This is a genomic window from Salarchaeum sp. JOR-1, assembly GCF_007833275.1.
Lineage (GTDB): Archaea > Halobacteriota > Halobacteria > Halobacteriales > Halobacteriaceae > Salarchaeum.
Genome location: NZ_CP042241.1, coordinates 981,175 through 1,003,304 on the forward strand (window position 1 = coordinate 981,175; position 22,130 = coordinate 1,003,304).

Sequence of the window (22,130 nt, forward strand, 5' to 3'; positions counted from 1 at the left end):
CAGTCGCGCGTCCGCGCACCGTCAGACGGACAGGTAGACGAGGAGGAACTGGACGGCGTTGTACACCGTGTGCGCGAGAATCGGCGCGACGAGGTTCTCCGTGTGGAGGTATATCGCGCCGAGCACGAGCGAGATACAGAACAGCTGGGTGAGGGACGCCGCGACGGCGAGCGCCGGCGCGGTCGCGTACGCGAAGACGTGCACGCCCGCGAACACCGCGCTCGCCACGACGACCGCCAGCCGGGGCGAGTAGTGGCTGTACAGCGTCTTCTGGACGAACCCGCGCGCGAGCAGCTCCTCGCCCGGCGCGACGAACAGGACGGAGACGACGGCCATCACGAGCGCGATGGTCGGATTCGCCTCGATGCGTTCTTGCACGCCGTGGCTCGCCGACGGCACGTTCAGGGCGGTCGTGAGCACGCTGAACGCCCAGAGCAGGCCGAGCATCGCGACGCCGGCCGCGAGACCGATGCCGACCGTACGAGCGCTCGGGCGGTCGAGGTCGAAGAACGCCCAGTCGCCGCCGCGGACGTGCACCGCGGCGACGGCGACCGCGCCGATGACGGCGCTCGCGAGCGCGGACTGCACGCCGTACGAGAGGGCTCCGGGGACGCCAGCGGTGGCGGCCGCGCCGACCGCGCCAGCGACCGATCCGAGGAGGACGGCGGCGAGGCTGACGAGCGCGACCCGCGCCGCCGCGGCGTACGCGTCGAATCCCGCCATCACTCCACGCGCAGCGACGGCGTCTCCGGGAGTGACTCGTCGCCCCGGAGCAGGCCGCGAGCGGCCTCCTTCCCCCACTCGACAGCCGGCTGTGTGAACGTCTCGACGCCGTACAGTTCGCCGGCGAGCACGCACGCCGCCTCCATCCCGAACAGCAATCCGCCGACGCTCTCGGGGTCGAGCGCGTCCAGTTCCACGCGGACGCTCGGACACCCGGATTCGGCGAGGCTCGCCTCCGTCGCGCGGAACTCCGCGTCGAGAAGGCTGCCGAGGCTCTCGCCGTCGAGGTAGTCGAGTCCGTCGAGGTCGCTGGACGGAATCGGCACGTCCGGTCGGTCGCGGGCGGTGACGAGGCTCACCATCTTGTCGTGGGGGCCGGCGCGATACAGTTGCAGTTGGCTGTGCTGGTCGGTCGCGCCGAGCGCCCGCACCGGCGTCTGCCCGAGGCCGTCCTTCCCCAGGCTCTCGGCCCAGAGCTGCGCGAACCACTCCGCGAACGTCTCCAGGCCCTCGGCGTACGGCATCACGGCGTTCACGCCCGCGCCCCGCACGTCGAGCGCGTAGGCGAGCGCGCCGTACGCGTACGCGGGGCAGTCGAACAGGCTTCCCGACAGCGTTTCGCGCTCCTCGCGTGCGCCCGCGACGACGCCCTCGATGTCCACGCCGGCGAGCGCCGCGACCGGCAACCCCACCGTCGAGAGCGCGGAGAACCGCCCCGGGACGCCCGCTGGAACCGAGAGCGCGGGGAGGTCGTGGGCGTCCGCGAGGTCGCGGAGGTTTCCGTCGGGTCCGGTGGTGACGAACGTGCGTTCCGTCCAGTCGACGCCCGCGTCCCGCATGGCCTCGCGGACGACGAGGAAGTTCGCGAGCGTCTCCGCCGTCGTTCCCGACCGCGACACCACGTGCATCACTGCGTCGGAGAGGTCGATGTCGTCGAGGAGGGCGCGGACGCCCGCCGGGTCGACGTTGTCGAGGAACTCGGTGCGGGTGTCGTCGCCGAGCGCGTCACAGAGCGCGGCCGCGCCGAGCGCGCTCCCGCCGATGCCCACGGTGAGCACGGTCTCCGCGTCCGCGAACGGCTCGACCGCCGCCCGAACCTCGTCGGTGTCGACGGTCTCGGGGAGGTTCAGCGCGGCGTACCCGAACTCGCCGTCGTCCGTCCCGCTCGCGATTGTGTCGTGCGCGTCCGCCACGCGGTCGTCCAGTCGGTCGAGCGCGCCCCGCGGGACGCCCGGCGTCGCCACCTCGTCCAGTGCGTTCCCCACGTCGATGTTCATACTCGAAGTCCCGGCGGCCGCCGTCTTAACGCCCGCGCTCCGCCGCCGCGAGCGAAACCCCGAAAAGCCGGCGTCCCCCAGTACGGGTATGAGCGAGAAGTCCGGCACGTTCCTCGTGACGCACGCGGACGACGACTCCGCGGTGCTCGCGGACGTCCGCGACACCCACGTCCACACCCTCTCCTCGAACCCCGGCGTCGAGGTCGGCGAGGTTCTGGAGGCGACGGTGAGCCCCGACCCGCCGATGGAGGTGACGTGGTCGGTGACCGCGGTCGAGGAGCGAACGACGATTCCCGTCGAGCGGAGCGAGGAGCGGCCGACGACGCAGGCGTACGACCTCCACGACGACCTCGCGGAGGGCGACGTTACGACCACCGAGCGCGCGGGGACTGGCGAGGTGCACGTGCTCGCGGTGCCGCCCGCGCAGACCGAGGACGCGGTCGCGGACGTGGCGGACGACCAGGCGACGCTCGAACGCGCTGCGCGCCTCGGCGTCGACCGCGTGGAGGTCCGGTTCGACGCCGAGGCGGGCGTCGTGAGCGTGCGCTACCTCCCCTGAAGCCGCCCCTCTAGTTCTCGCGAGACGCGGTCGAGTCGCGTCGTGCCGAACCACGCGACGAGCAGGCCGCCGAGCGCGTTGTACGCGAGGTCGACGACGGCGTCCTCGAGGCTGTACACCACGAGGAGGGGTCGGAATCCGAACGCGATGGCGAGGTCGCGCGCGACGAACTCCGCGGTCTCCCAGACGACCCCAAGCCCGAGCGTGACGACGACGAGGAGGGCGCCGACGAACGGCGGCGGGAGGTAGATGTCGTCCGTGTGGAGGTCGACGGCGTGGACGGCGGCGTACGCGGCGCCGGCGACGACGCTCGCGGAGAGCGTATGCGTGAGGTGGTCCCACCACACGATGGCGTCGTAGAGGCCGAGCATTCCCACGGAGTGCAGGAGGACGGCGAGCGTCACCCAGAGCGCGGGGAGCGGGCCGAGGACGACGCCGTAGTCGCGCTCCAGGGCGTTCGGGGCGAGCGTCACGAGCAGGCCGAGGAGGGCGTTCACGGCGACGCTCGGGTTCCGCGTCACGACGCCCCCGACGAGCACGAGCGCGACGAGCGCCTGGAGGGCGTGCACGAGCGCGCGGGCGGTTCGGACCACTACCGTGGGATTGAACCGACCCTCACTTAAGCGTCCGCGAAAGCGCTAAGTTCTGTCCTCGCGTAAGCGACAGTATCATGATGGCGACGACGCACGCGCTCATCGGGTTCGCAATCGCGGTGCTCGTGGCGCCGGACGCCGCGCCCGCCGTCCTCGCCGCCGGGTTCGCCGGCGGCGCGTTCCCGGATCTCGACCTGTACGCCGGCCACCGGAAGACCCTGCACTTCCCGGTGTACTACGCGGTTCTCGCGCTCCTGCTCGCCGCGGTCGCCGCGCTCGCGCCCGGCACGTGGACGCTCGCCGCCGCGCTGTTCGCGGTCGCGGCCGCCGTGCACTCCGCGATGGACGCCTTCGGCGGCGGCCTCGAACTCCGGCCGTGGGAGGGGACGAGCGACCGCGCGGTCTACGACCACTTCAACGACCGGTGGCTCCCGCCGAAGCGCTGGGTGCGCTACGACGGCGCGCCCGAAGACCTCGGCCTCGCCGCGGTCGCGGCGACCCCCGCGGTGGTCGCGCTCTCCGGCGGCCTCGAACTCCTCGCGGTCGGCGCGCTCGCCGTCTCCGCGGTCTACGTGCTCGTGCGGAAACCGATGGTCGCCGTCGCGGAGTGGCTTGTCGCGCGCACGCCCCCGACCGTCCTCGAATACGTCCCCGAGCGGTTCGTTCACGACCTGTAGGGCGTCCGGAAAACTCAACCCTTATCCACGGGGCTCGCGCAAACCGAATGTATGCCATCGTTCGAGGTTCCGGAGGTGGACTTCAGCCGGTACTCGAACCGCCAACTCCTCGTGCCGCCGCTCGTCTCGCTCTTGGTGGCGTTGGCGGTTCTCGTCGGCGCGTTCGCCCTCACCGGGACGCCGGTTCCCCTCGGCATCGAGTTCACGGGCGGGACCGAGCTCACGGTCACCTCTCCCGCATCGCAATCAGCCGTCGTCTCGGCGTTCAGCCAGCACCCGCCGGAGTCCGTTCGCGCCATCCCCTCCCGGCCCGACACGTACGTGTTGACGTTCCAGCCGGAGACCGGACAGACGCAGGCCGCGCTCCAGGAGTACATCCGTCAGCGCGTCGACTCGGCGTCCGTCCAGATGGATCTCGAAGGCCTCCGCACCACGTCCGCGACGTTCGGCGCGAACAACCAGGAGTTCGCGATCATCGGCCTGCTCATCGCGTTCGCGGGTATGAGCGCCATCGTCTTCATCCTCTTTCGCTCGCTCGTCCCGAGCCTCGCCGTGGTGGCGTCCGCGTTCAGCGACATCGTGATCCCGCTCGCCCTGATGAACCTGTTCAGTATCAAGCTCTCGCTGGGAACGGTCGCCGCGCTCCTGATGCTCATCGGGTACAGCGTCGACTCGGACATCCTCCTCACGAACCACGTGCTCCGCCGCTCGGGGAGCTTCTACGAGAGCGTCGACCGCGCGTTCATGACCGGCGCGACGATGACCACCACGTCGCTGGTCGCGATGGCCGTGATGGCGATCGTCGCGTACGCGTTCGGCATCGAACTCCTGACCTCGATCGGCCTGATACTCGTCTTCGGCCTCGCGGCCGACCTGATGAACACCTACATGTTGAACCTCAGCCTGCTTCGCTGGTACAAGTACGAGGGGGTGGCGCGATGATTCGCGAGAACTGGCGGGTCATCCTCCTCGTCGTCCTCGTTATCGGGAGCGGTATCGCGCTGTTCGCGCCCGGCGTCGCCGGGAACGACGCCGGCACGGCGGCCGCACAGCCGACGAACCTCCAGTACGGCATCCAGCTCGATGGCGGCACCCGCATCCGCGCGCCCGTCACCGGGATGACCGCGACCGTCGAGAACGTCACGGCCCAGAACCAGTTCGACGTGCAGAACACGGTCGCGAGCGAACTCGCCCTCGAACAGAGCCGGGTTCGCGTTCGCCCCTCCCTGGACACGGTGGAGGTGTACGCTCCGGTGAACGAGACGCCGTTCCGGAACGCGCTCGCGGCGACGAACCTCACCGTCACCGGCGTGCGTGACGGCGTCACCGACCCGACGCGCGCGACCATCGTGGACGTCCTGCAGGACAAGCTCGACCAGACGGGGCTCGGCGGGACGACCGTCCAGCAGATCCAGTCCTCGCAGACGGGCGAGCACTACATCCTCGTGGAGGTCCCGGGCCGGAACGTCTCCAGCGTCCGCCAGCTCGTCACCGAGCGCGGGAGCGTGCGTCAGATCGCGTACTTCCCGCGGAACGGCTCGATGGCGAACGAGACGGTGCTCGCGCCGAGCGACCTCGAATCCGCGAGCATCGGCACGCCCTACCGTAGCAGGGTGCTCGGTCCCGTCGTTCCGGTGACGCTCACGGAGCCGGTGGCGCGGGACTTCGCGGCGGCGATGCGTCAGTACGGCTTCACGTCGAGTCAGGGGATCAGTAACTGTCAGTACCGCACGAACCCGAACGCGACCCAGTACTGCCTGCTCACCGTGAACGACGGCGAGGTCGTCTACTCGTCCTCGATGGGCGCGGATCTCGCGCAGAGCATGGAGAACGGCGAGTTCGTGAAGAGCCCGCAGTTCGTGATTCAGGCGGACTCGATGGCGGACGCCCGCCAGCTCCAGATCGACCTCCGCGCCGGCGCGCTCCCCTCGACGCTCAACCTCGATACGGGAACGACGTACTACATCTCGCCGAGCCTCGCGGAGCGGTTCAAGCCGCTTTCCTTCCTCACCGGACTCATCGCGGCGCTCGCCGTCGGCCTCGTGGTCTACCTCCGGTACGGGGAAGCGCGGGTGGCGGTGCCGATGGTGGCGACCGCGCTCTGTGAGGTCGTCGTGCTGCTCGGGTTCGCGTCGCTCACACAGCTGGCGCTCGACCTCTCGCACATCGCGGGGTTCATCGCGGTCATCGGAACGGGCGTGGACGACCTCATCATCATCGCGGACGAGGTGATGACGGAAGAGGTGTCCTCGAGCAGAGTGTTCCAGAGTCGGTTCCGGAAGGCGCTCTGGATCATCGGCGCCGCGGCCGCGACGACAATCATCGCGATGAGCCCGCTCGCGTTCCTCAGCCTCGGCGACCTCCGCGGGTTCGCCATCGTCACCATCCTCGGCGTCCTCATCGGCGTGCTGGTGACGCGGCCGGCGTACGGCGACATCCTCCGTCGCCTCCTCACGGACGACCGCTGACCGACAGCGGTCTTTCTCGCGGACGTATCCTGTGTCGCGTCGCCGACTCGGTTCAGAAGTCGCTGAGTTTCGCGTCCGTCGTTCCCGTGGCGTCACGGTCGAACTCCGCGAGCTCCACGAACTCCAGGCCGGAGTCGCGGAGCGCGCGCCGCACGCGCTCGGACGCCGACGGCGCGACCAGCATCCCCCGGACGTCGGCGTTGTCCTCGTAGAGCGAGACGTACCGCTTCAGCTGGTCGAAGTGGTTGAGCGTCGCCTGGATGCGTTTCACTTCGACGACGACGGGGTTGCCCTCCGAGTCGGTGGCGAAGAAGTCGATGAAGCCGTACTTCGTCTCGCGTTCGTGTTCCACGATTCGCAGGCCGTCTTCGAGTTCGCCGGGGTGGGCTTCGATGTAGGCGTGCATCTCGTCCTCGGTGCCGGACTCCTCGTATTCGGCGGCGTCGTCGGCGTCGTACCGGGTGACGCCGTACGCGTCGATGAGGCGGACTTCGACGCGCTCGCGGGGGTTGACGCGGCGCGCGACCACGACGAGGTCGCCGTCCGACTCGCGGGCGGAGACGGTGCCGCCGGCGGGCATCCAGTTCACGGGCTTGTGGCCGTCCGGCTGGTGGACGAGGAGGGTGCCGTCGGGCTTGCAGACGAGCAGTCGGTCGCCGGGGCCGAGGTAGCCCGACGTGCGGCCGTCGTACTCGACCTCGCACTCGGCCTGCAGGGTCACCATCGCGCCCTCGTGGAGGCCGGTCTCCACGACGTTCGCGAGCGTCTCCGCGTCCGGGGTCTCGTAGTGGTCGGCCGCCATTCATCGACCGATGACGCGCGGCCCGCTTAAGCAGTGCGTTCGACGCGACACGGAACGGCGTTCGGGTTTCCCGGACGCCAGGCGCGCGCCTCGGGCGTCGAGGGCGCGCTAGAACTCGGAGAGTGCGGACTGCTCGGCCGCCGCCAGCACGTCGTCGCAGGTGCTCCACGACGCCCGCGCACAGCCCGGTAGCTCGCCGCGCTCTCGCACGTACGCCGCGAGGAATTCTCTGGTGGTCGGGTCGCTCGGGTAGCCGCTTCCCACGTTCCCGTACTCGTCGGCGAGCGCGTCGACGTGCGCGTCCCGCGCCACCTTCGCGACGACGCTCGCCGCCGCCACGATACTGTGGGCGTCGTCCGCGCCGTGCTCCGCGGTCACCTCGACGTCGCGGTCGGCCGCCGCTTCTACTCGGCTCGCGAACCGCTCTTCGGAGGTGTCGCCGGCGTCCACGATACCCCGGCCGTCGGCGTTCGCGGCGTCGATGGCGGCCGCGTGCGCGTCCACGGTGAGCGTGTTCATGTCCGTCCCGGGGTCGTCGATGCGCCCGACGGGGACTTCCGCCACGCCGAGTCGGACGCCGTCCGTGTCGCGGAGCGCGGCGTCCAGTTCCTCCCGTCGCGCGGGCGTGAGTTTCTTCGAGTCCCGGAGGCCCGCGGGGAGCGAATCGGGGTCGGCGACGACGCACGCGGCGAACATCGACCCGAGCACGGGCCCCTTCCCGGCCTCGTCCACGCCGAACCTACGCATCGAGGAAGAACTCGCCGCGCTCGAACGGCTCGTCCTCGCCCGCCACCGCCACCACGTCGAGCGCCGTCACGACCGCGTCGGTGTCGAGCAGTCCGGCGAGGCTCGGGGTCGTGCGGCCCGAATCGCCGCTCACGAGCTCCTTGATGTAGAGGCCGCCCTCGCCCAGCACTTCGACGGTCGCGTGCGTGTCGTCCTCCAGGTCGCCGGACACGTCGAGCACGCGGCGCTCCCGGACCTTGTCCGCGCGGCGGTGGGAGACGCGCTCGGGCGTGCGCTGTTCGACGGTCGCGCCCTCCAGGTCGGCGAGCGCGCCCGCGAACGCCTCGGCGTCGACCGGTGACGCGAACTCGATGTCCGCGCGGTAGGTCTTGTCCGCGTCGTGTTCTTTCACGCGCTCGACCATCTCGTAGGTCGCGAGCCGCAGCCCTTCGACTTCCGCCTTCCCGCCCGCGAACGCGTTGATGTCGTCTTCGAGGTCGTCGGCGTCGAGCAGGCGCTTCCGGGGGTTCTTCACCTCGACGACGAACGGCCGGCCCGTCCCCAGCATCAGCGCGTCGATGTCTTCTCGCCCCGCGCCGTGGAATTTCGATTCCGTGCCGTCCATCGCGTCCTCCACGACGGGCGCGGTCAGCTGTTCGACGCTCAGCGGGTACTGGTAGCCCGTGCCCTTGCAGGTCGGACACACCTCGTCGCCGCGCAGCCCGCCGCCGCCGCAGTCGCCACACGGCCACTCCGTCTGCGGGATGCCGCGCGCGAGCTTCCGATACCGGCCGTAGACGAACGCGGGGTTCACCTGGACGTCCACCTCGTCGTCCGCGAGGTCGACGACCGCGAGCACGTCCGGGCGGTCGAAGTCCACGTCAGCGCCCGTCTTCCGTCCGAGTCGCTTGCCGACCTCGCGGTTGAACTCGGACTTGAACGCCTCGCCCGCGTCCGAATCGAGGCCCGCTGACTCCCGGAGGAGGCGCTCGTTCTCCTCCACGAGCGGCGGCGTCCGCGTCCCGACCTGGTAGGTCGCGAACTCGGTCTCGGCGAGCTCGTCCGCGATGCGGTCCGCCCAGTCGTCGAACTCGCGCGAGAGGCCCTCGCACACCCAGCAGTCGTCCGCGGGTTCGTGCGGGTCGTCGTCGTCGATGGCGACCGCCGTCCGCAGCGCCCGGCCGCGCTCGCGGTTCGTCAACCCGAAACTTCGCTCCGCGAAACACCGCCCGAGACACGGGTCGCAGACCGGGCCTTCGGCCACGACCGCACGCGCGTCCTCGATAACACTCATACCTCCGTTTTCGGCCGGACGCACACGTAGCCCTTTCGACGCACCTTTCCACTCCGGCGCGAACCCACGGGTATGCGCGAGTTCATCGTCCTCGGCCACGACGCCCCGACGGACGCCGACTTCTCCCTCGATTCGCTCCCGAACGCCGGCCGCCTCGACCTCCTCTGTCGCTGCATCGGCGCGGGCGTCTTCCTCAGTCACGACATCCGCGAGGCCGTCCAAGTGCACCTCGTCCTCCAGGACGAACTCACCGTGCGATTCGACAGTCGAACCCTCCGGAACGCCCGGCCCGACGAGCGCAACCTCGCCGGCCTCGTCCGGAACGCCCTCGACCACACGAACGAGGCAATCGGCCACCGCGAAGCCGAACCCAGCCCCGGCGTCCACGTCTCGAAACGCGGCTTCGAACCGACGCTCGACCGACTCACAGAGCGCGCCACCGTCGTCCACCTCCACGAGGACGGCCAGCCGCTCGCCGACGCCGAACCCCCCGAACACCCCGCGTTCGTCCTCTCGGACCACAACGACTTCAGCGAGCGCGAAGCCGACATCCTCGCGGGCGAGGCCGACCAGCGCGTCCGCGTCGGCCCGCACGCCATCCACGCCGACCACGCCATCGCCGTCGCGAACAACTACCTCGACACCGACGCCTACACCACCTACTAGACCGCTTCGGAAGGGTTAAAGGCGAACGAGTCCGTACGAGAACATGCGGGCCGGTGGGGTAGCTTGGTATCCTTCGGCCTTCGGGTGGCCGTAACCACGATTCAAATTCGTGCCGGCCCACTAACTATCCCAGCCATTTTGGAGTCGAGGATAATCGCCATATAGCTTGGGGTTCACCGGGTCTCAGTGCCGCCAGACGAGTTACAGCACACTAACGCTCCCGGCCACACACCGCGCCGTCACGCGGTTTTCTAGAGCCGAAATTCGCGCCGCGCGGCCGAACAGCTACCACGCTTCTCGCGCCGCGCGCCGCTGCCCGGATAGGCGTCGACGCGCCTCGGGGATGACGTAGGAGCGTCTCCTCGCGCGATGAAACACTCACCAGCGCGCGCCGCGCGCTGTGAGATCTTGGAGTCCAGCCAGACCTGGCGAGAACCTATTAGTTCACGACACCACAGGAATCGATAAGACGGTTACAGACTATGCCATCAGACCACGTTCTCAAATCCGCACTCTCGGATCCATCGGATGCAACTCTCTGTGTTAACAAGGAGGGAGAAGCAGTCTTTCTCACTGACGACTTCTGCGATCAAGTTGGATACGAGACTGACGAACTCCTTGCAGATGGATGGCTGACGACACTTGTTCCGGAACAGGGGCAAGCCGAGGTCCGGAACCTGTTCGATACCGCCACCAACGAACCGACGATAGAGAGCGGTGACGAGCTAACAGTCGAATCGAAAGACGCGGGCAAAAAAACCATTCGATGGATGCAGACGGTCTATGCTGACGACGGCACCTATGTCGTTGGAACCCTCCAATCGGATTCCAGATCGTCTCCCGAGTGGCACGACCCCTATCGAACCCTCGTCGAGCATTTCCCGAACGGCATCGTGACGCTCTTCGACGAGGACTTCCAGTACCAGATCGTCGGCGGCCAAATATTCGACGAACTACCCCTTTCTCCAGACGACCTCGAAGGACACACGCTCAAAGAAACCTTCCCCGCCGAGAATGTCACCGAGCTACGCCCACTTTATGAAGCCGCGTTTGAAGGCGAAGTGAACACAACGACAGTCACACTGGCAGACAAAATCTTCCAAGTACAAGTCCTACCAGTATACGACAGCGACGGTGATATTTTCGCGGGAATGACGGTTTCCCAAGACATTACCCAGCAGAAGGAACAAGAGCAAGAACTCAAACAAGCCCAAGAACGGTACCACGCTCTCATCGAGAACGCACCAGTCCCGATCTTCGTCGGCACAGCCGACGGCAAGATCATCGAAATGAACGAAGAAGCAGAAGCGCTCATCAACCGTCCCCAATCTGCTGTCATCGGAAAATCCCAGCGTATACTGCATCCCGACGAGAAAGCAGAAGAATACGAAGCCCTCTTTTCGACACACGCGATGAACGGCGGGACCCGTCGGTATCTTCCAAATGGAGATCAGATTCACGTCGAAACGAGCGACGGAGACCACATTCCCGTCGAAATCAGCGTTTCGACCATCGACAACGAAGACACCAAGCTCGTCCACGGAATTTTCCGAGACATCTCCGACCAAGTCTGGTACGAATCCACACTCATGGATCTCCACGAAACCGCCGATGTATTCGTCCAAGCTGATTCTCAACTCGAAATTGCCCAATCGATCGTCGATACTGCAATCGACATCCTTGATCTACAACTCGCCTCCGTCAACCTCACGCAATCTGATGATAATACGCTCACCCCCGTCGCCTACTCGGACGATGTAACCGACATCCTCGGAGATCCACCGGCCCTTCCGTTGAACAAAAGCCTCGCGGGCAAAGCGTATCTCGACAACGAGACGATCCGAACCGGCGACGTTCGGTCACATGGAGCCGTGTACAACCCAAATACGCCGATTCGAAGCCAGCTCATCGTTCCGATCAACGGCTTCGGGACGATCATCTGTGGCGATACTGAACGCAACTCGTTCGATCAGCGTGATCAACAACTGCTTGAGCTGGTCGCCCGAACAGCTGAATCTGCATTCGAGCGTGTGGCTCGCACGGCGGAGCTTCGAGACCACAAACGAGAACTCGAACAGACGTCCGAAGCACTGCGACAGGTTGAAGAGCTGGATTCGCGTATCCGTAAACTCACACAGATCGCAATTCAAGCAGAAACACGGGAAGAACTCGAACAGCAGGTCTGTGACATCTTCGCGTCGCTGGAGTCCTTCTCGTTTGTCTGGGTGAGCGACTTGACTCCTGAGGGGGATGAGCTTGTCCCACGCACGTGGGCCGGGGACGAACAGGGATATCTCGACAGCCGCTCGTTTACCATTAACGGTTCCGCGACGGAGCCGGCAGTCGAAACTGCCCGATCGAACGACCTGACTGTCGTGTCGAACACCGCTCGGAACGTCCAAGCAGAACCGTGGCGCCGGGATGCTATCCAACGTGACTTCGCGTCAGGTATCGCAGTCCCGATCACGTATCAAAACGTCTTCTATGGCGTCATTGAAATCTTCGCAAACGAGCGTGACGCCTTTTCAGATCGAATGCAAGCCGCGCTCAAAGACTGGGGACGGGTAATGGGATACGCCATTACGGAGATCCAGCGAACCAGCGCAATCCTGGCTCAGCGAGGAACTGTACTCGAGTTCGAACTCGAATCGAAGACATGTCCACTTCTCCGAATCGCGCAGCAACACGAATGCACGCTACTCTTTGGCGGGCTTCGAGACCAAGACGGCGAGAATACAACGGTCTTCGTCCGGCTGCTCGAAGGCTCTGTCGATCGCCTGCTCGAAACAGCCAGAGACGCGACAGGAATCACATCGATCAACAATATTCAGGAAACGGAGGAGAGTTCACTCTTCCAGATCGAATTCTCAGAAGCGTTCATTGGGACCGTGCTTGCGAAATACGGAATCCAGTTGGATCGAATAGTCGGGGAGACAGATGGGAGCGTAGCGGCATATGTGAGTGTCCCCCCAACGATCCCGGTCCACCAGACTGTCGAAATCATTTCAACAGAATATCCGAATTCAACATTGCGTAGTACCGAGGAACGATCAGACGCAATGATTTCGTCATTAGAGTGTTCAGAGAGGATACTCTCGGGTTTGACGGAACGACAACGGGAGACGGTAGAACTGGCGTTTCACGGCGGATACTTTGAGTCCCCGAAGCAGACTAAAGGTGCGGACCTCGCTGATCAGATGGGTATCTCCTCGTCATCGTTCTACAATCACCTCCAAGTGGCCGAGCGAAAAATCCTCAAAAACCTCCTCGGGAGCCCCCCGAAGCCCGACTGAGATGAAAGAGATCGTCTACAATTAAACTCTATTTAGGCAGATGGTTACTCCGTTTATAAACTACTGAAACCCCTCTGTACCGATGACTGCCCCAATTCCGATTGGAGTATTCCAACATCCTGGATAGAATTTGGATAATCTAGCCCTCCGATTTTTCCCGTTTGAATTGTTTATCGGAAGTAGCCAGTTAATGTCTACTAGTCCATCGTCCCATGACCATGAGCCGATTGTGATAGTCCTTGAAGACGAACAGGGGCTGGCCGATCTGTACACGACTTGGCTCTCCGACGACTACACTGTTCGAACCGCGTATACTGTCCAAGAAGGTCGAGAGAAATTCGATGAGGCAGTTGATATTGCACTCATCGACCGGCGACTTCCAGATGGATCAGGAGACGAGTTTCTCGAATGGGTTCAACAACAGCATTCAGCTTGCCGAACAGCGATGGTCACAGCTGTCAATCCCCAGTTCGATATCCTCGACATGCCATTCGACGATTACCTCGTCAAACCAATCGATCAAGTTGACCTCAAGAACACTGTTCAGGAATTGAATAGACAACGGGAATACAACGACGACGTACGGGAGTTATACTCCCTCATGACCAAAAAGACCCAGTTAGAGACAGAGCTAAGCCAGTCAGAACTAGATGCTAGCGAGGAATATCAGGAATTAACAGAGAGAATCGAAGAGATTCAGGAGTCGGCCCGAGCGACAACCACCGAATTTGACGACGCAGATTTCAACGCCCTTCTACAACAAATCGAGGAGGATCCTACATAGTATGTGGGTTTCATCGAAAAACCACGAAAGCACCCGAATAGTTACGAACCACCGACACATTCAAGCGAGAACTACGGCATGACAACTGATAGATTAGGAACTGGTATCGACGGGCTCGACTCAATCCTACACGGCGGGCTGATCCCAAACCGGGGTTATCTCGTTCGCGGTGGTCCGGGAGCTGGCAAAACAATCCTTGGTAGCCACTTCCTCCAAGAAGGTACACAAAATGGCGAGTCGGCCCTGTTCGTTAACCTCGAAGAATCGGAAGAAGACATCAAACGTAACGCCAAATCTCTCGGCTTCGAGTTAACTGACATTGAGTTTTTAGATCTCAGTCCAGACGCAGCGGCATTCGCCGACGATCAATCGTATAGCATTTTGTCCGCCAGTGAAGTTGAACAGGAGCCGTTCATCGAGAAGATTACCACGACTATCGAAGACATCGACCCGGATCGTGTGTTCGTTGATCCGATCACTCAGCTTCGCTATCTTACACCCGATCAACACCAGTTCCGGAAACAAGCGATTGGGTTTATGGAGTATCTCACGGCCCATGGTGCAACAGTTCTGTTCACCTCGCAGGACACCGAAGCAACGTCAGATGAAGACCTCCAGTTCCTGAGCGACGGGACTATCGAACTCCAACGGACCGACGCGAAACACACGATTTCAGTCCCCAAATTCCGGGGCTCATCGATTAAAGATGGTGAGCACGCTGTCACGATAACTGGGTCTGGCCTCTCTGTGTTTCCGGAACTCCAGCCCGAGCAACACGCGTCGGATTTCGTGTCAGAACCCATCTCCTCGGGAGTTCCAGAATTAGATGAACTCCTGAATGGAGGCATTGAACGGGGGACAGTCACGGTGATCAGTGGACCGACGGGAGCTGGCAAAACAACGCTCGGATCTCATTTTATGAAGGAGGCCGCGGACCGAGGTGAGCGCTCCCTGATGTATCTTTTTGAGGAAAGTGCTGCGACACTGCGCAATCGTACTGAAGCAATCAATATCCCAGTGAAGCGGATGGAAGAGCGAGGAAATCTCCAAATTGAGGAAATGGAGCCGCTAGATATATCGCCGCAACGGTTTGCCCAGAAAGTGCAGACAGAAGTTGAGGAAAATGATACTGAGGTCGTTATGATTGATGGAATTAGTGGTTATCAACTCTCGATCCAGGGGGACCAGCAAACACTCAATCGGCGCCTGCATGCACTGTGTCGATATCTCAAAAATATGGGCGTGACAGTTATTCTGGTTGATGAATCGACTACACTGACGGGCGACTTTGCAGCAACCGATACAGGAATGAGCTACCTCGCGGACAACATTCTCTTCCTTCGCCATATCGAATATCAGGGAGAGTTACGAAAGATCATCGGCGTGCTGAAAAAGCGAACGAGTGACTTCGAACGCTCGCTTCGGGAACTCAAGATCACATCAGATGGAGTCACGGTCGGCGATTCACTTACTGGACTCCGAGGTGTGCTCTCCGGGACGCCGGAGTGGACAGATGAGGATTCGTCTGCGGGGAACTAGCTGTGGTTCATCATCAACGTGAGGGAGCACGAGATGTCTGAGGCACCCTGTGAGCAGTCTTCGAAGCCAGTCTCCGAAACTGTGAATATACTACTAGTTCTTGCTAACAATCAGCTCGAACATCAAATACGAGATGAATTAGCGTCCCGATACGCGATCACGTCCATCGAACGTCCCGTAGCAGACAAAGAGTTTGATGTCTGTATCGTTGATTTAGTCACGCTTCGCAATCATTCGTCTCGGCTCCGAACTCTCCGGAACTCGTCCGTGCATAGCAGCCAGCCATGCCTGTTAGTCACCTCCCAAGATCACGAAACGATTGATGAAGAACACTTGGAGCTTGCTACTGACGTCATCACCCCGGAGTTTTCTTCAGTAGAGATAGAAAAGCGGGTGCAGTCGCTGTCACGGCTACACACACTCTCAGTACAGGTGGGGAAACAACAACAATTAGCACAGGCCGCTAGTATCCTTTCCCATGACCTGCGGAATCCACTAAATGTTGCCCAAGCGAATCTCGATCTCGCACAGGAAAACAAGGAGGCAGAGTATTTTGATAGAGTAGACCACTCCCTCAACAGGATCGAAGAGCTCATTGCAGATGTATCGACACTTGCTCGACAAGAATACGACCTAGGGGACTTCGCTACGCACTCCTTACAAGAACTGGCAAGGGAGGCGTGGGAAGAATGTACGACAGTAGCTTGTTCTCTTAACATTACGACCGACGAGGAGGTCTCTCTCCGGGGCAACCGGAGTGCGCTCAAAGAACTCCTAACTAACCTCTATCGAAATGCGATTGCGCACAACGAGTCTCCCGTGACGATTACAGTCGGCGCCGTAGACAATGGGTTCTACGTTGCTGATGATGGCCAAGGCATCTCGGCGGGTGAACAAGACTGCATCTTCGAGACGGGATACACGACCCGACAGGAAGGGACTGGGCTGGGGCTTTCCATCGTTGAACAAGTGGTTGAGGCACATGGCGGTGAGGTTGCTGTCACGGACAGCGATGCCGGTGGAGCACGTTTTGAAATTACCGGTGTCACAGTGGACCATCCCCACCCCCAGAACAAACAAATCTGATTCATGACCGGTACTAATTCGCACAGTGCCCACGGCCAGACAGAACCCGGGGAGCACCGTGTTTTACTCTGCCTTGAACATACGGAAAATGAACGGCATCTTCGGGCGTGGTTCGAAGAAGAATCACCGTATTCACCAGAGGTCGTAACAGATACTGATACGAAACTAACCGGTGATCTCTGTCTCGTCGATCGACCAGCCCTAATCGAACATCGTGACTGGCTCTACGAACAGAAAACCCGCAACTATCCCCAGTTCTTTCCGATACTCTTGGCGCAACCAGACGACAATCGATCTCTTGGAGACGATCTCTGGGACGTCATCGATGAAACGATCTCAACACCCGTCGATACCGATGAACTCCGCCATCGACTCGAAAACCTTCTAGAACGGCGAAACCTCTCCAATAAGCTCGCACAAGAACTCGAAACGACAGAGGAATACTATAAAGCCGTCTTCCAAGCAACGAATGACGCGATACTAATCATCAACCCAGAAGCCGATCAAGTGGTCGATGCAAATCTCGAAGCAGCTGACATCTTAGGATATACTCAATCCGAGATGGAATCAGTCACGCCAACGGAAGACCTCCATCCGACGAATACAGTCGAGTATATGGAGTTTCTGGAGAAGGTCCGGACAACTGGATTCGCACAGACGGACAATCTAACGTGTACTAAGTCCGACGGATCTGAAATCGAAGCGGAGATCTCGGCGAGCACGATAGTTGTTGGCGAACAGCAACGTGCCATCTTGAGTATTCGAGACGTAACGGAACGTCGGGAGCAGCAGCGACAACTCACCCAGCAACGTGATCAACTTGAGCGACTAAACCGCATCACGCGGACGCTCCACGAAACGACACGTGCAGTTGTCGAAGCATCGACACAAGATGAGCTTGAAGAGCAGGTTTGTAGGCGACTAGAAGATTCGCAGGTTTATCGGTTCGCGTGGATCGGCCGCCAAGACGAAGGCAACCTCGTCACAGCAAGAACCGCAAGCGCGGACGCCAAACAGTATCTTGACCACGTGACGCTCACTACCGATGAGACTGATACCGGCCAGGGGCCGACTGGAAGGGCACTCTCCTCAGGGGAAGTAACTACTGTACAAAACGTTGAGGAAGCACCTGTAATGGAGCCGTGGCGAGATGCCCTCGCGCAATTCGACGTTCAAGCGACAGCCGCCGTACCGATTCACCACGACGGTGAGAAATTCGGCGTGTTGAACCTCTACACAAGTCGGGAAGACGCATTCAAGGGCGACGAGACACAGATTCTTGAGGATCTCGGACGGACGATTGGCCGTGCGATAATCGGGATTCAGGCCCGTGAAGACGCCCAACTCTTCCGGCAAGCTGTCGAACATGCGGGACACGCGATCTACATCACTGACACTGATGGAACGATTCGCTACGTCAACCCGACCTTCGAAGAGGTCACTGGATACGAGAGTGAGGACATTATCGGAGAGCGCCCTTCCAGATTGAAGTCTGGGGAACATAGCGAAGAGTTCTATCAGAACCTCTGGAATACGGTTCTCTCCGGGGATATCTGGGAGAACGAAATCGTGAACCGACGCAAAGATGGGCGCCGACAATATATCGATCAAACCATCGCGCCGATCGTTGACGAGGACGGCGAGCCTACGCACTTTGTCGCCGTGAACAACGAGATCACGGCCCAGCGGCGACAGCGCCAGCAACTCGAAGTCCTGTATCGAGTGCTTCGACATAATCTCCGGAACGAACTGAACGTAATCCGAGGCTACGCGGAGTTGCTTCACGAAACCAGCTCAACAGACACTCAAGAGGCGATAGCGAACGTCTCGGAGTCCATCGACGATCTGCTCCAACTGAGCCGTCAAGCAAGACAAATCGAAAGCATCTTCGGCGACGAGGAGACAGAAAACAGGTTCCAACAATTCGAAGCGGTAATCCAGAATGCGATTACGTCGGCTGATCCGCCCACGTCAGCGCTCTCAACGACGATCCCGGAAACGTCGTATCAGGTAGGTATCGAACTCGAAAAAGCCATCACAGAACTTGTTCAGAATGCCGTTACACACACTGACAGTGATGAACCGACAATCTCGGTTACTGCTGAAACTACTGTGGAGGACGGAACTCCCTGGGGATTGATTACCGTTCAGGATAATGGGCCAGGGATTCCCACGACCGAACGCCGCGTGTTACGCGAAGGAGAGGAGACCCCCTTACTCCACGGGAGCGGCCTCGGACTCTGGTTCGTCAATTGGATTGTCAGCGAACTCGGTGGCCACATCGAGATTGAGGACAACGAACCGCGAGGAAGTGTCGTGACGGTTTCCGTCCCCCTCAGCGAAGCACAAACGTAGGGGCCGTCATTCCAACACAGATCGAATTAGCCGTTCTGCTCCGAGGGAGTGTCGAATTCGAACCGAGTACCGCCCTCGTCGCTCTGGGTGACAGTCACTTGCCACCCGTGAGCGACCGCAATCTGCTTGACAAGGTACAATCCAAATCCGGTTCCGGACGAATTCGTCGAATAGCCGAACTCGAACACCTGGTCCCGTTTGTCCGGAGGAATCCCTGGCCCCGTATCCTCGACGTAAAACCCACTCCCGTCAAGTGACCCAACACGAACGGTGACTTCGTCATAGCCGTGTTCGACGGCGTTCCGGTAGAGGTTCTCAAAAACGTGTTTCAGACGACTCCGATCGGCTTCGAAGCCATATGAATCTTCGACTTCGAGAGTGGCTGATCCCGTCTCACAGGTTTTCCACGATTCTTTAGCCACGTCTCGCAACTGGACAGCCTCGAGTGCATCGTCGCTAACCGCGTCTCCTTCTTGGGCCACCAAGAGGAGGTCCTCGATGATCGTCTCCATCCGGTCCACAGCATCCAGAGCGTCGGCCAGGTGACTGGTATCACCAGTCTCTTTGGCGAGTTGCATCCGCCCGGCAACAACGTTCAACGGATTGCGGAGATCATGAGACACGAGACTTGCGAACGCATCCAACCGTTCATTCTCCTCTTCAAGCTCCTGCTCACGGGTGCGCAGCTCATCACGGATATCCTCTAATTGTGTTTGGTATCGCTGCTGGTGTCCATCGTAGTACCCGATTACTGACCCAGCGAGCGCGCCGACTGTGAGATAATTCACGAGAAGAAACGGAACATCAACTAATGGCACGCCGTGAGCCGCCTGATATGGAATCACAGGATACCCGAACAGAAGACCACCAGCCGCACCAATACCCGTCCACCCTGCCATCCGAAGCACGATCCGATCACTAAACTGGCTCGTGAAAACCCAACGGCCAACGCTAATCAGGAGAAGTGCAAGCGCCATCGGCAGAAGCGCCCCGAGAATCGCAGAGTGAAGCGCTTGCTCCTGCCGATAATGAAGAACGTGGAGAATCAGCGCACAGAAACCAAGACCGACGATTACCCCAGACCCGATCAGCCGACGCATACCGTCACTCGAACGCTCAACCGTCTTGTTAGTACTGTTCTCATCCATCTCTACTGAACCCAGGGAGACGTGACCACTCGGTGACGGAAGAGAAGAATCCAGGTTCCGTGAATCACTTGTTCTCTCCATCGTCACCGTCATTGGTGATTGCCTGTTCTTTGAGCTTGAACGGGAGCATAGCGTAGACAAGCGCGTTCCCGAGGAGTGCATCTCGAGTCGTGTACTCGTCGGCTGCGTGAACCGTATCGGTTCCCAGCGCGAATTCGACAGTGTGAATGCCGACGTGCCGAAATTTCTTCGCGTCGCCGCCACCCGTCGCGCTCCGGCGGTAGATTTGGTCTCCAGTGATGGACTCGGCAGTCTCGGTAACGGCCGTTACGAGCGGGCTCTCGAGCGGCTCGTAGGTGCCGATGCTCCAACTCACGTCCTCAATTCCGATGCCGTCACAGCTTGCGACACACGCCCGGAGTCGCTGTAACACCTCAGACGTCTCGACACCCGCAGTCAACCGGATGTCGAGGCGCGCTTGTGCTGCGGCCGGCACGCTGTTGATCGTCTCCCCACCGTCGATCGTCCCGAGATTGATCGTCGGCTGTTCAAAGAGGGCCCGGGCGGTCTCTCGCCCCATTGTCGGTTCATAGTACGCGACCGACTCGTCGATGATCGCGTCGACGTCCGCTGGCAGTGAGAAGCGCTCAGTCCCAAACCGTTCCCGGATCGTCTCGACCGCGTCGTAGAGTCGATCAATCGCATTCTCGCCGAGCATCGGCCGCGATCCGTGAGCAGCAGTTCCCTCAGCAGTCAGCGTCACCCAGACGCTCCCCTTGTCCGCGACAGTCACAGAGTGACGGTTCTCCGTACAGGTCGTCTCACCGATCACTGCCCAGTCCGCGTCAAGCCGCCGCTCGCTAAGGACAGTTGGGAGGCCCGCCTCCCCAGCGACTTCCTCATCGCTGACGATGACAAATTGCAGCGTGACAGGCGGCGTCGTATCAGTCTCGACGAAGGCTTTCGCTGTCGTCAGCATGGCTGCGAGCGGGCCCTTCATGTCGGTCGCGCCGCGTCCGTAGACGCGGTCGTCCTCACGCTCGCCCAAGGGGTCGTACGTCCAGGCTGCGTCGTCGGAGGGAACCGTATCGAGGTGACCGTTGAAGATGAGCGTCTGCGCCGACGCTCCCGGGGGTGTCGCTACCAAATTCGGCTTCGCAGGATCCGCGACGACCCGTTCTGTGTCGATAGCCAGCCGCTCGAACGTCGCTTGGATCTCGTCGGCGAGGGAACGTGTGTCCCCCGGCGGGTTGCTCGTATCGAACGAGAGCAGGTGCTCGGTCTGCTCGACGAGCTGCGATTCACCCTCCTCGACGTACGTCCGAACAGCGTCCTGCGTCACGAGACAGACCCCGGACTACTGTTTCTCGACCGTATCGATTCCGGTCCCGGCGTAGATGGGGCATTTCTGGGTCGTCCCGGTGACCACCAGGATGCCGCCAACCAGGAGCGCCACCGTGCCGACTACTGTCCCTGCTGCCCAATACCCGCCGATGGCGAGACCGCCAGCGACCAGTGCGAGAATACCGATCCCGATCCGGGCTTTCCCGTCCAGTGACCCCACGTTCCGTTCCATATCGGAAGATGTGTCCTCAGTAATTTAGTATATTGGGATATTCCCAATACTATAGAAACCCGTTGGTGGATCTGAACAATCGAAGAGCAAGACTCAATTTCGCTATGAGAACCGACATAGCGAGTAGGGTGACCCGTGGTAGGTCATGCTCTTCGGAGTTCTCGAAGCCCGACGAGCAGATACACAAATCCGACGAGTCGCGTTCCAGGATACACCCAGCTCCGCCAGTCACACTGTCTACTATCGACGTACGCAAGCCTCGCCCCATAGTCAACGTAGGCCCGCGGATACAGCAAGGCTAGCAGCCCGATGAGCCCGAGAAATTGCTTGAATTGAGAATACGACTCATCGCTTCGCCACATGAGCCAGAGGAAGGTCAACCCCTCGAGGCGAGCACCTGGAACGACCCACGATCGGACTTCGACATCATCCGGATTGTCGAGTGCAAGCCTCTCAGCAGTGTCGATGAGCGCTGCCGGTGCGGCGACTTCGACCGTACAGATGGTGGTGAGGAGTGAGCGGAGCATACCGTAACTTCGAACTCCGGTATATTGAAGCTAGAGC

The 22,130-nt window shown here is 61.3% G+C and carries 20 protein-coding genes and 1 tRNA gene; 11 read left to right on the forward strand and 10 right to left on the reverse strand.

All coding sequences use genetic code 11. From position 1 onward, the window contains the following. Window positions 1–21: 21 nt before the first annotated feature. Both FQU85_RS06165 and FQU85_RS06170 read right to left on the reverse strand, forming a co-directional pair. The gene (locus tag FQU85_RS06165; RefSeq protein ID WP_145845730.1) at window positions 22–723 is read right to left on the reverse strand and encodes a CPBP family intramembrane glutamic endopeptidase; all 702 of its coding nucleotides are present in this window, start codon (window positions 721–723) and stop codon (window positions 22–24) included. Continuing rightward, window positions 723–2,000: a glucose-6-phosphate isomerase gene (locus tag FQU85_RS06170; protein ID WP_145845732.1), complete on the reverse strand. Its 1,278-nt coding sequence runs from the start codon at window positions 1,998–2,000 to the stop codon at window positions 723–725. Before FQU85_RS06170 ends, FQU85_RS06165 begins: the two co-directional genes overlap by 1 nt. 88 nt (window positions 2,001–2,088) lie before the next feature. Here FQU85_RS06170 and FQU85_RS06175 point away from each other — a divergent pair, with 88 nt between their 5' ends. After that, window positions 2,089–2,559, forward strand: coding sequence for a DUF5812 family protein (locus tag FQU85_RS06175; protein WP_145845735.1), 471 nt, complete (start codon window positions 2,089–2,091; stop codon window positions 2,557–2,559). Here FQU85_RS06175 and FQU85_RS06180 read toward each other — a convergent pair. Continuing rightward, window positions 2,547–3,152: a hypothetical protein gene (locus FQU85_RS06180; RefSeq protein ID WP_145845737.1), complete on the reverse strand. Its 606-nt coding sequence runs from the start codon at window positions 3,150–3,152 to the stop codon at window positions 2,547–2,549. The two genes, FQU85_RS06175 and FQU85_RS06180, sit on opposite strands and share 13 nt — an antisense overlap. Before the next feature lie 77 nt (window positions 3,153–3,229). On the opposite strand from FQU85_RS06180, the gene FQU85_RS06185 reads away from it, so the two are divergent. Genes FQU85_RS06185 through FQU85_RS06195 form a run of 3 tightly spaced genes read left to right on the forward strand, consistent with a single transcriptional unit; the run spans window position 3,230 to window position 6,297 of the window. Beyond that, the gene (locus FQU85_RS06185; RefSeq protein WP_206022074.1) at window positions 3,230–3,829 is read left to right on the forward strand and encodes a metal-dependent hydrolase; all 600 of its coding nucleotides are present in this window, start codon (window positions 3,230–3,232) and stop codon (window positions 3,827–3,829) included. Between the two features lie 51 nt (window positions 3,830–3,880). Then, the gene (gene secF / locus FQU85_RS06190; protein WP_145845739.1) at window positions 3,881–4,771 is read left to right on the forward strand and encodes a protein translocase subunit SecF; all 891 of its coding nucleotides are present in this window, start codon (window positions 3,881–3,883) and stop codon (window positions 4,769–4,771) included. After that, a complete protein-coding gene (locus FQU85_RS06195) occupies window positions 4,768–6,297 on the forward strand; it encodes a preprotein translocase subunit SecD (RefSeq protein ID WP_145845743.1) in 1,530 nt (509 codons plus the stop codon). The genes secF and FQU85_RS06195 overlap by 4 nt, the downstream gene beginning before the upstream one ends. Before the next feature lie 52 nt (window positions 6,298–6,349). Here the strand turns inward: FQU85_RS06195 and nucS are convergent, their stop codons facing one another. The 3 genes from nucS to FQU85_RS06210 form a co-directional block, all read right to left on the reverse strand. Then, window positions 6,350–7,099, reverse strand: coding sequence for an endonuclease NucS (nucS, locus tag FQU85_RS06200; protein ID WP_145845745.1), 750 nt, complete (start codon window positions 7,097–7,099; stop codon window positions 6,350–6,352). A 108-nt stretch (window positions 7,100–7,207) separates the two neighbouring features. Beyond that, entirely contained in the window at window positions 7,208–7,846 is a 639-nt protein-coding gene (gene rnhB / locus FQU85_RS06205; protein WP_145845747.1) for a ribonuclease HII, read from the reverse strand. Then, entirely contained in the window at window positions 7,839–9,119 is a 1,281-nt protein-coding gene (locus FQU85_RS06210) for a tRNA pseudouridine(54/55) synthase Pus10 (RefSeq protein ID WP_145845749.1), read from the reverse strand. The genes rnhB and FQU85_RS06210 overlap by 8 nt, the downstream gene beginning before the upstream one ends. A 72-nt stretch (window positions 9,120–9,191) precedes the next feature. Between FQU85_RS06210 and trmY the strand changes: the two genes are divergently transcribed. The 7 genes from trmY (at window position 9,192) to FQU85_RS06245 (ending at window position 18,842) form a co-directional block, all read left to right on the forward strand. Continuing rightward, the gene (trmY, locus tag FQU85_RS06215) at window positions 9,192–9,785 is read left to right on the forward strand and encodes a tRNA (pseudouridine(54)-N(1))-methyltransferase TrmY (RefSeq protein WP_145845751.1); all 594 of its coding nucleotides are present in this window, start codon (window positions 9,192–9,194) and stop codon (window positions 9,783–9,785) included. Between the two features lie 47 nt (window positions 9,786–9,832). After that, a tRNA-Pro gene (locus FQU85_RS06220) sits at window positions 9,833–9,905 on the forward strand. A 362-nt stretch (window positions 9,906–10,267) separates the two neighbouring features. Then, complete coding sequence (locus FQU85_RS06225) at window positions 10,268–13,078, forward strand: PAS domain S-box protein (protein WP_145845753.1); 2,811 nt, start codon at window positions 10,268–10,270, stop codon at window positions 13,076–13,078. Between the two features lie 190 nt (window positions 13,079–13,268). Further along, window positions 13,269–13,862 carry a HalX domain-containing protein gene (locus FQU85_RS06230; RefSeq protein ID WP_145845755.1) on the forward strand — a complete coding sequence of 198 codons (594 nt, stop codon included), beginning with the start codon at window positions 13,269–13,271 and terminating at the stop codon, window positions 13,860–13,862. 78 nt (window positions 13,863–13,940) lie between these two features. Next, entirely contained in the window at window positions 13,941–15,401 is a 1,461-nt protein-coding gene (locus FQU85_RS06235) for an ATPase domain-containing protein (RefSeq protein WP_145848763.1), read from the forward strand. A 267-nt stretch (window positions 15,402–15,668) separates the two neighbouring features. Continuing rightward, window positions 15,669–16,487 (forward strand): HAMP domain-containing sensor histidine kinase, encoded by an 819-nt coding sequence (locus tag FQU85_RS06240; RefSeq protein ID WP_168219941.1) that lies wholly within the window; start codon window positions 15,669–15,671, stop codon window positions 16,485–16,487. A gap of 3 nt (window positions 16,488–16,490) precedes the next feature. Further along, the gene (locus tag FQU85_RS06245) at window positions 16,491–18,842 is read left to right on the forward strand and encodes a PAS domain S-box protein (RefSeq protein WP_145845759.1); all 2,352 of its coding nucleotides are present in this window, start codon (window positions 16,491–16,493) and stop codon (window positions 18,840–18,842) included. 26 nt (window positions 18,843–18,868) lie between these two features. On the opposite strand, the gene FQU85_RS06250 is transcribed toward FQU85_RS06245, so the two are convergent. The 4 genes from FQU85_RS06250 to FQU85_RS06265 form a co-directional block, all read right to left on the reverse strand. Beyond that, complete coding sequence (locus FQU85_RS06250) at window positions 18,869–19,942, reverse strand: HAMP domain-containing sensor histidine kinase (protein ID WP_168219942.1); 1,074 nt, start codon at window positions 19,940–19,942, stop codon at window positions 18,869–18,871. Between the two features lie 112 nt (window positions 19,943–20,054). Next, on the reverse strand, window positions 20,055–21,332 hold the full coding sequence (locus FQU85_RS06255; RefSeq protein WP_145845764.1) for a M20 family metallopeptidase: 1,278 nt from the start codon (window positions 21,330–21,332) through the stop codon (window positions 20,055–20,057). 15 nt (window positions 21,333–21,347) lie between these two features. Further along, window positions 21,348–21,566: a DUF2892 domain-containing protein gene (locus tag FQU85_RS06260; RefSeq protein WP_145845767.1), complete on the reverse strand. Its 219-nt coding sequence runs from the start codon at window positions 21,564–21,566 to the stop codon at window positions 21,348–21,350. 143 nt (window positions 21,567–21,709) lie between these two features. After that, on the reverse strand, window positions 21,710–22,093 hold the full coding sequence (locus tag FQU85_RS06265; protein ID WP_145845772.1) for a hypothetical protein: 384 nt from the start codon (window positions 22,091–22,093) through the stop codon (window positions 21,710–21,712). Window positions 22,094–22,130: the final 37 nt, after the last annotated feature.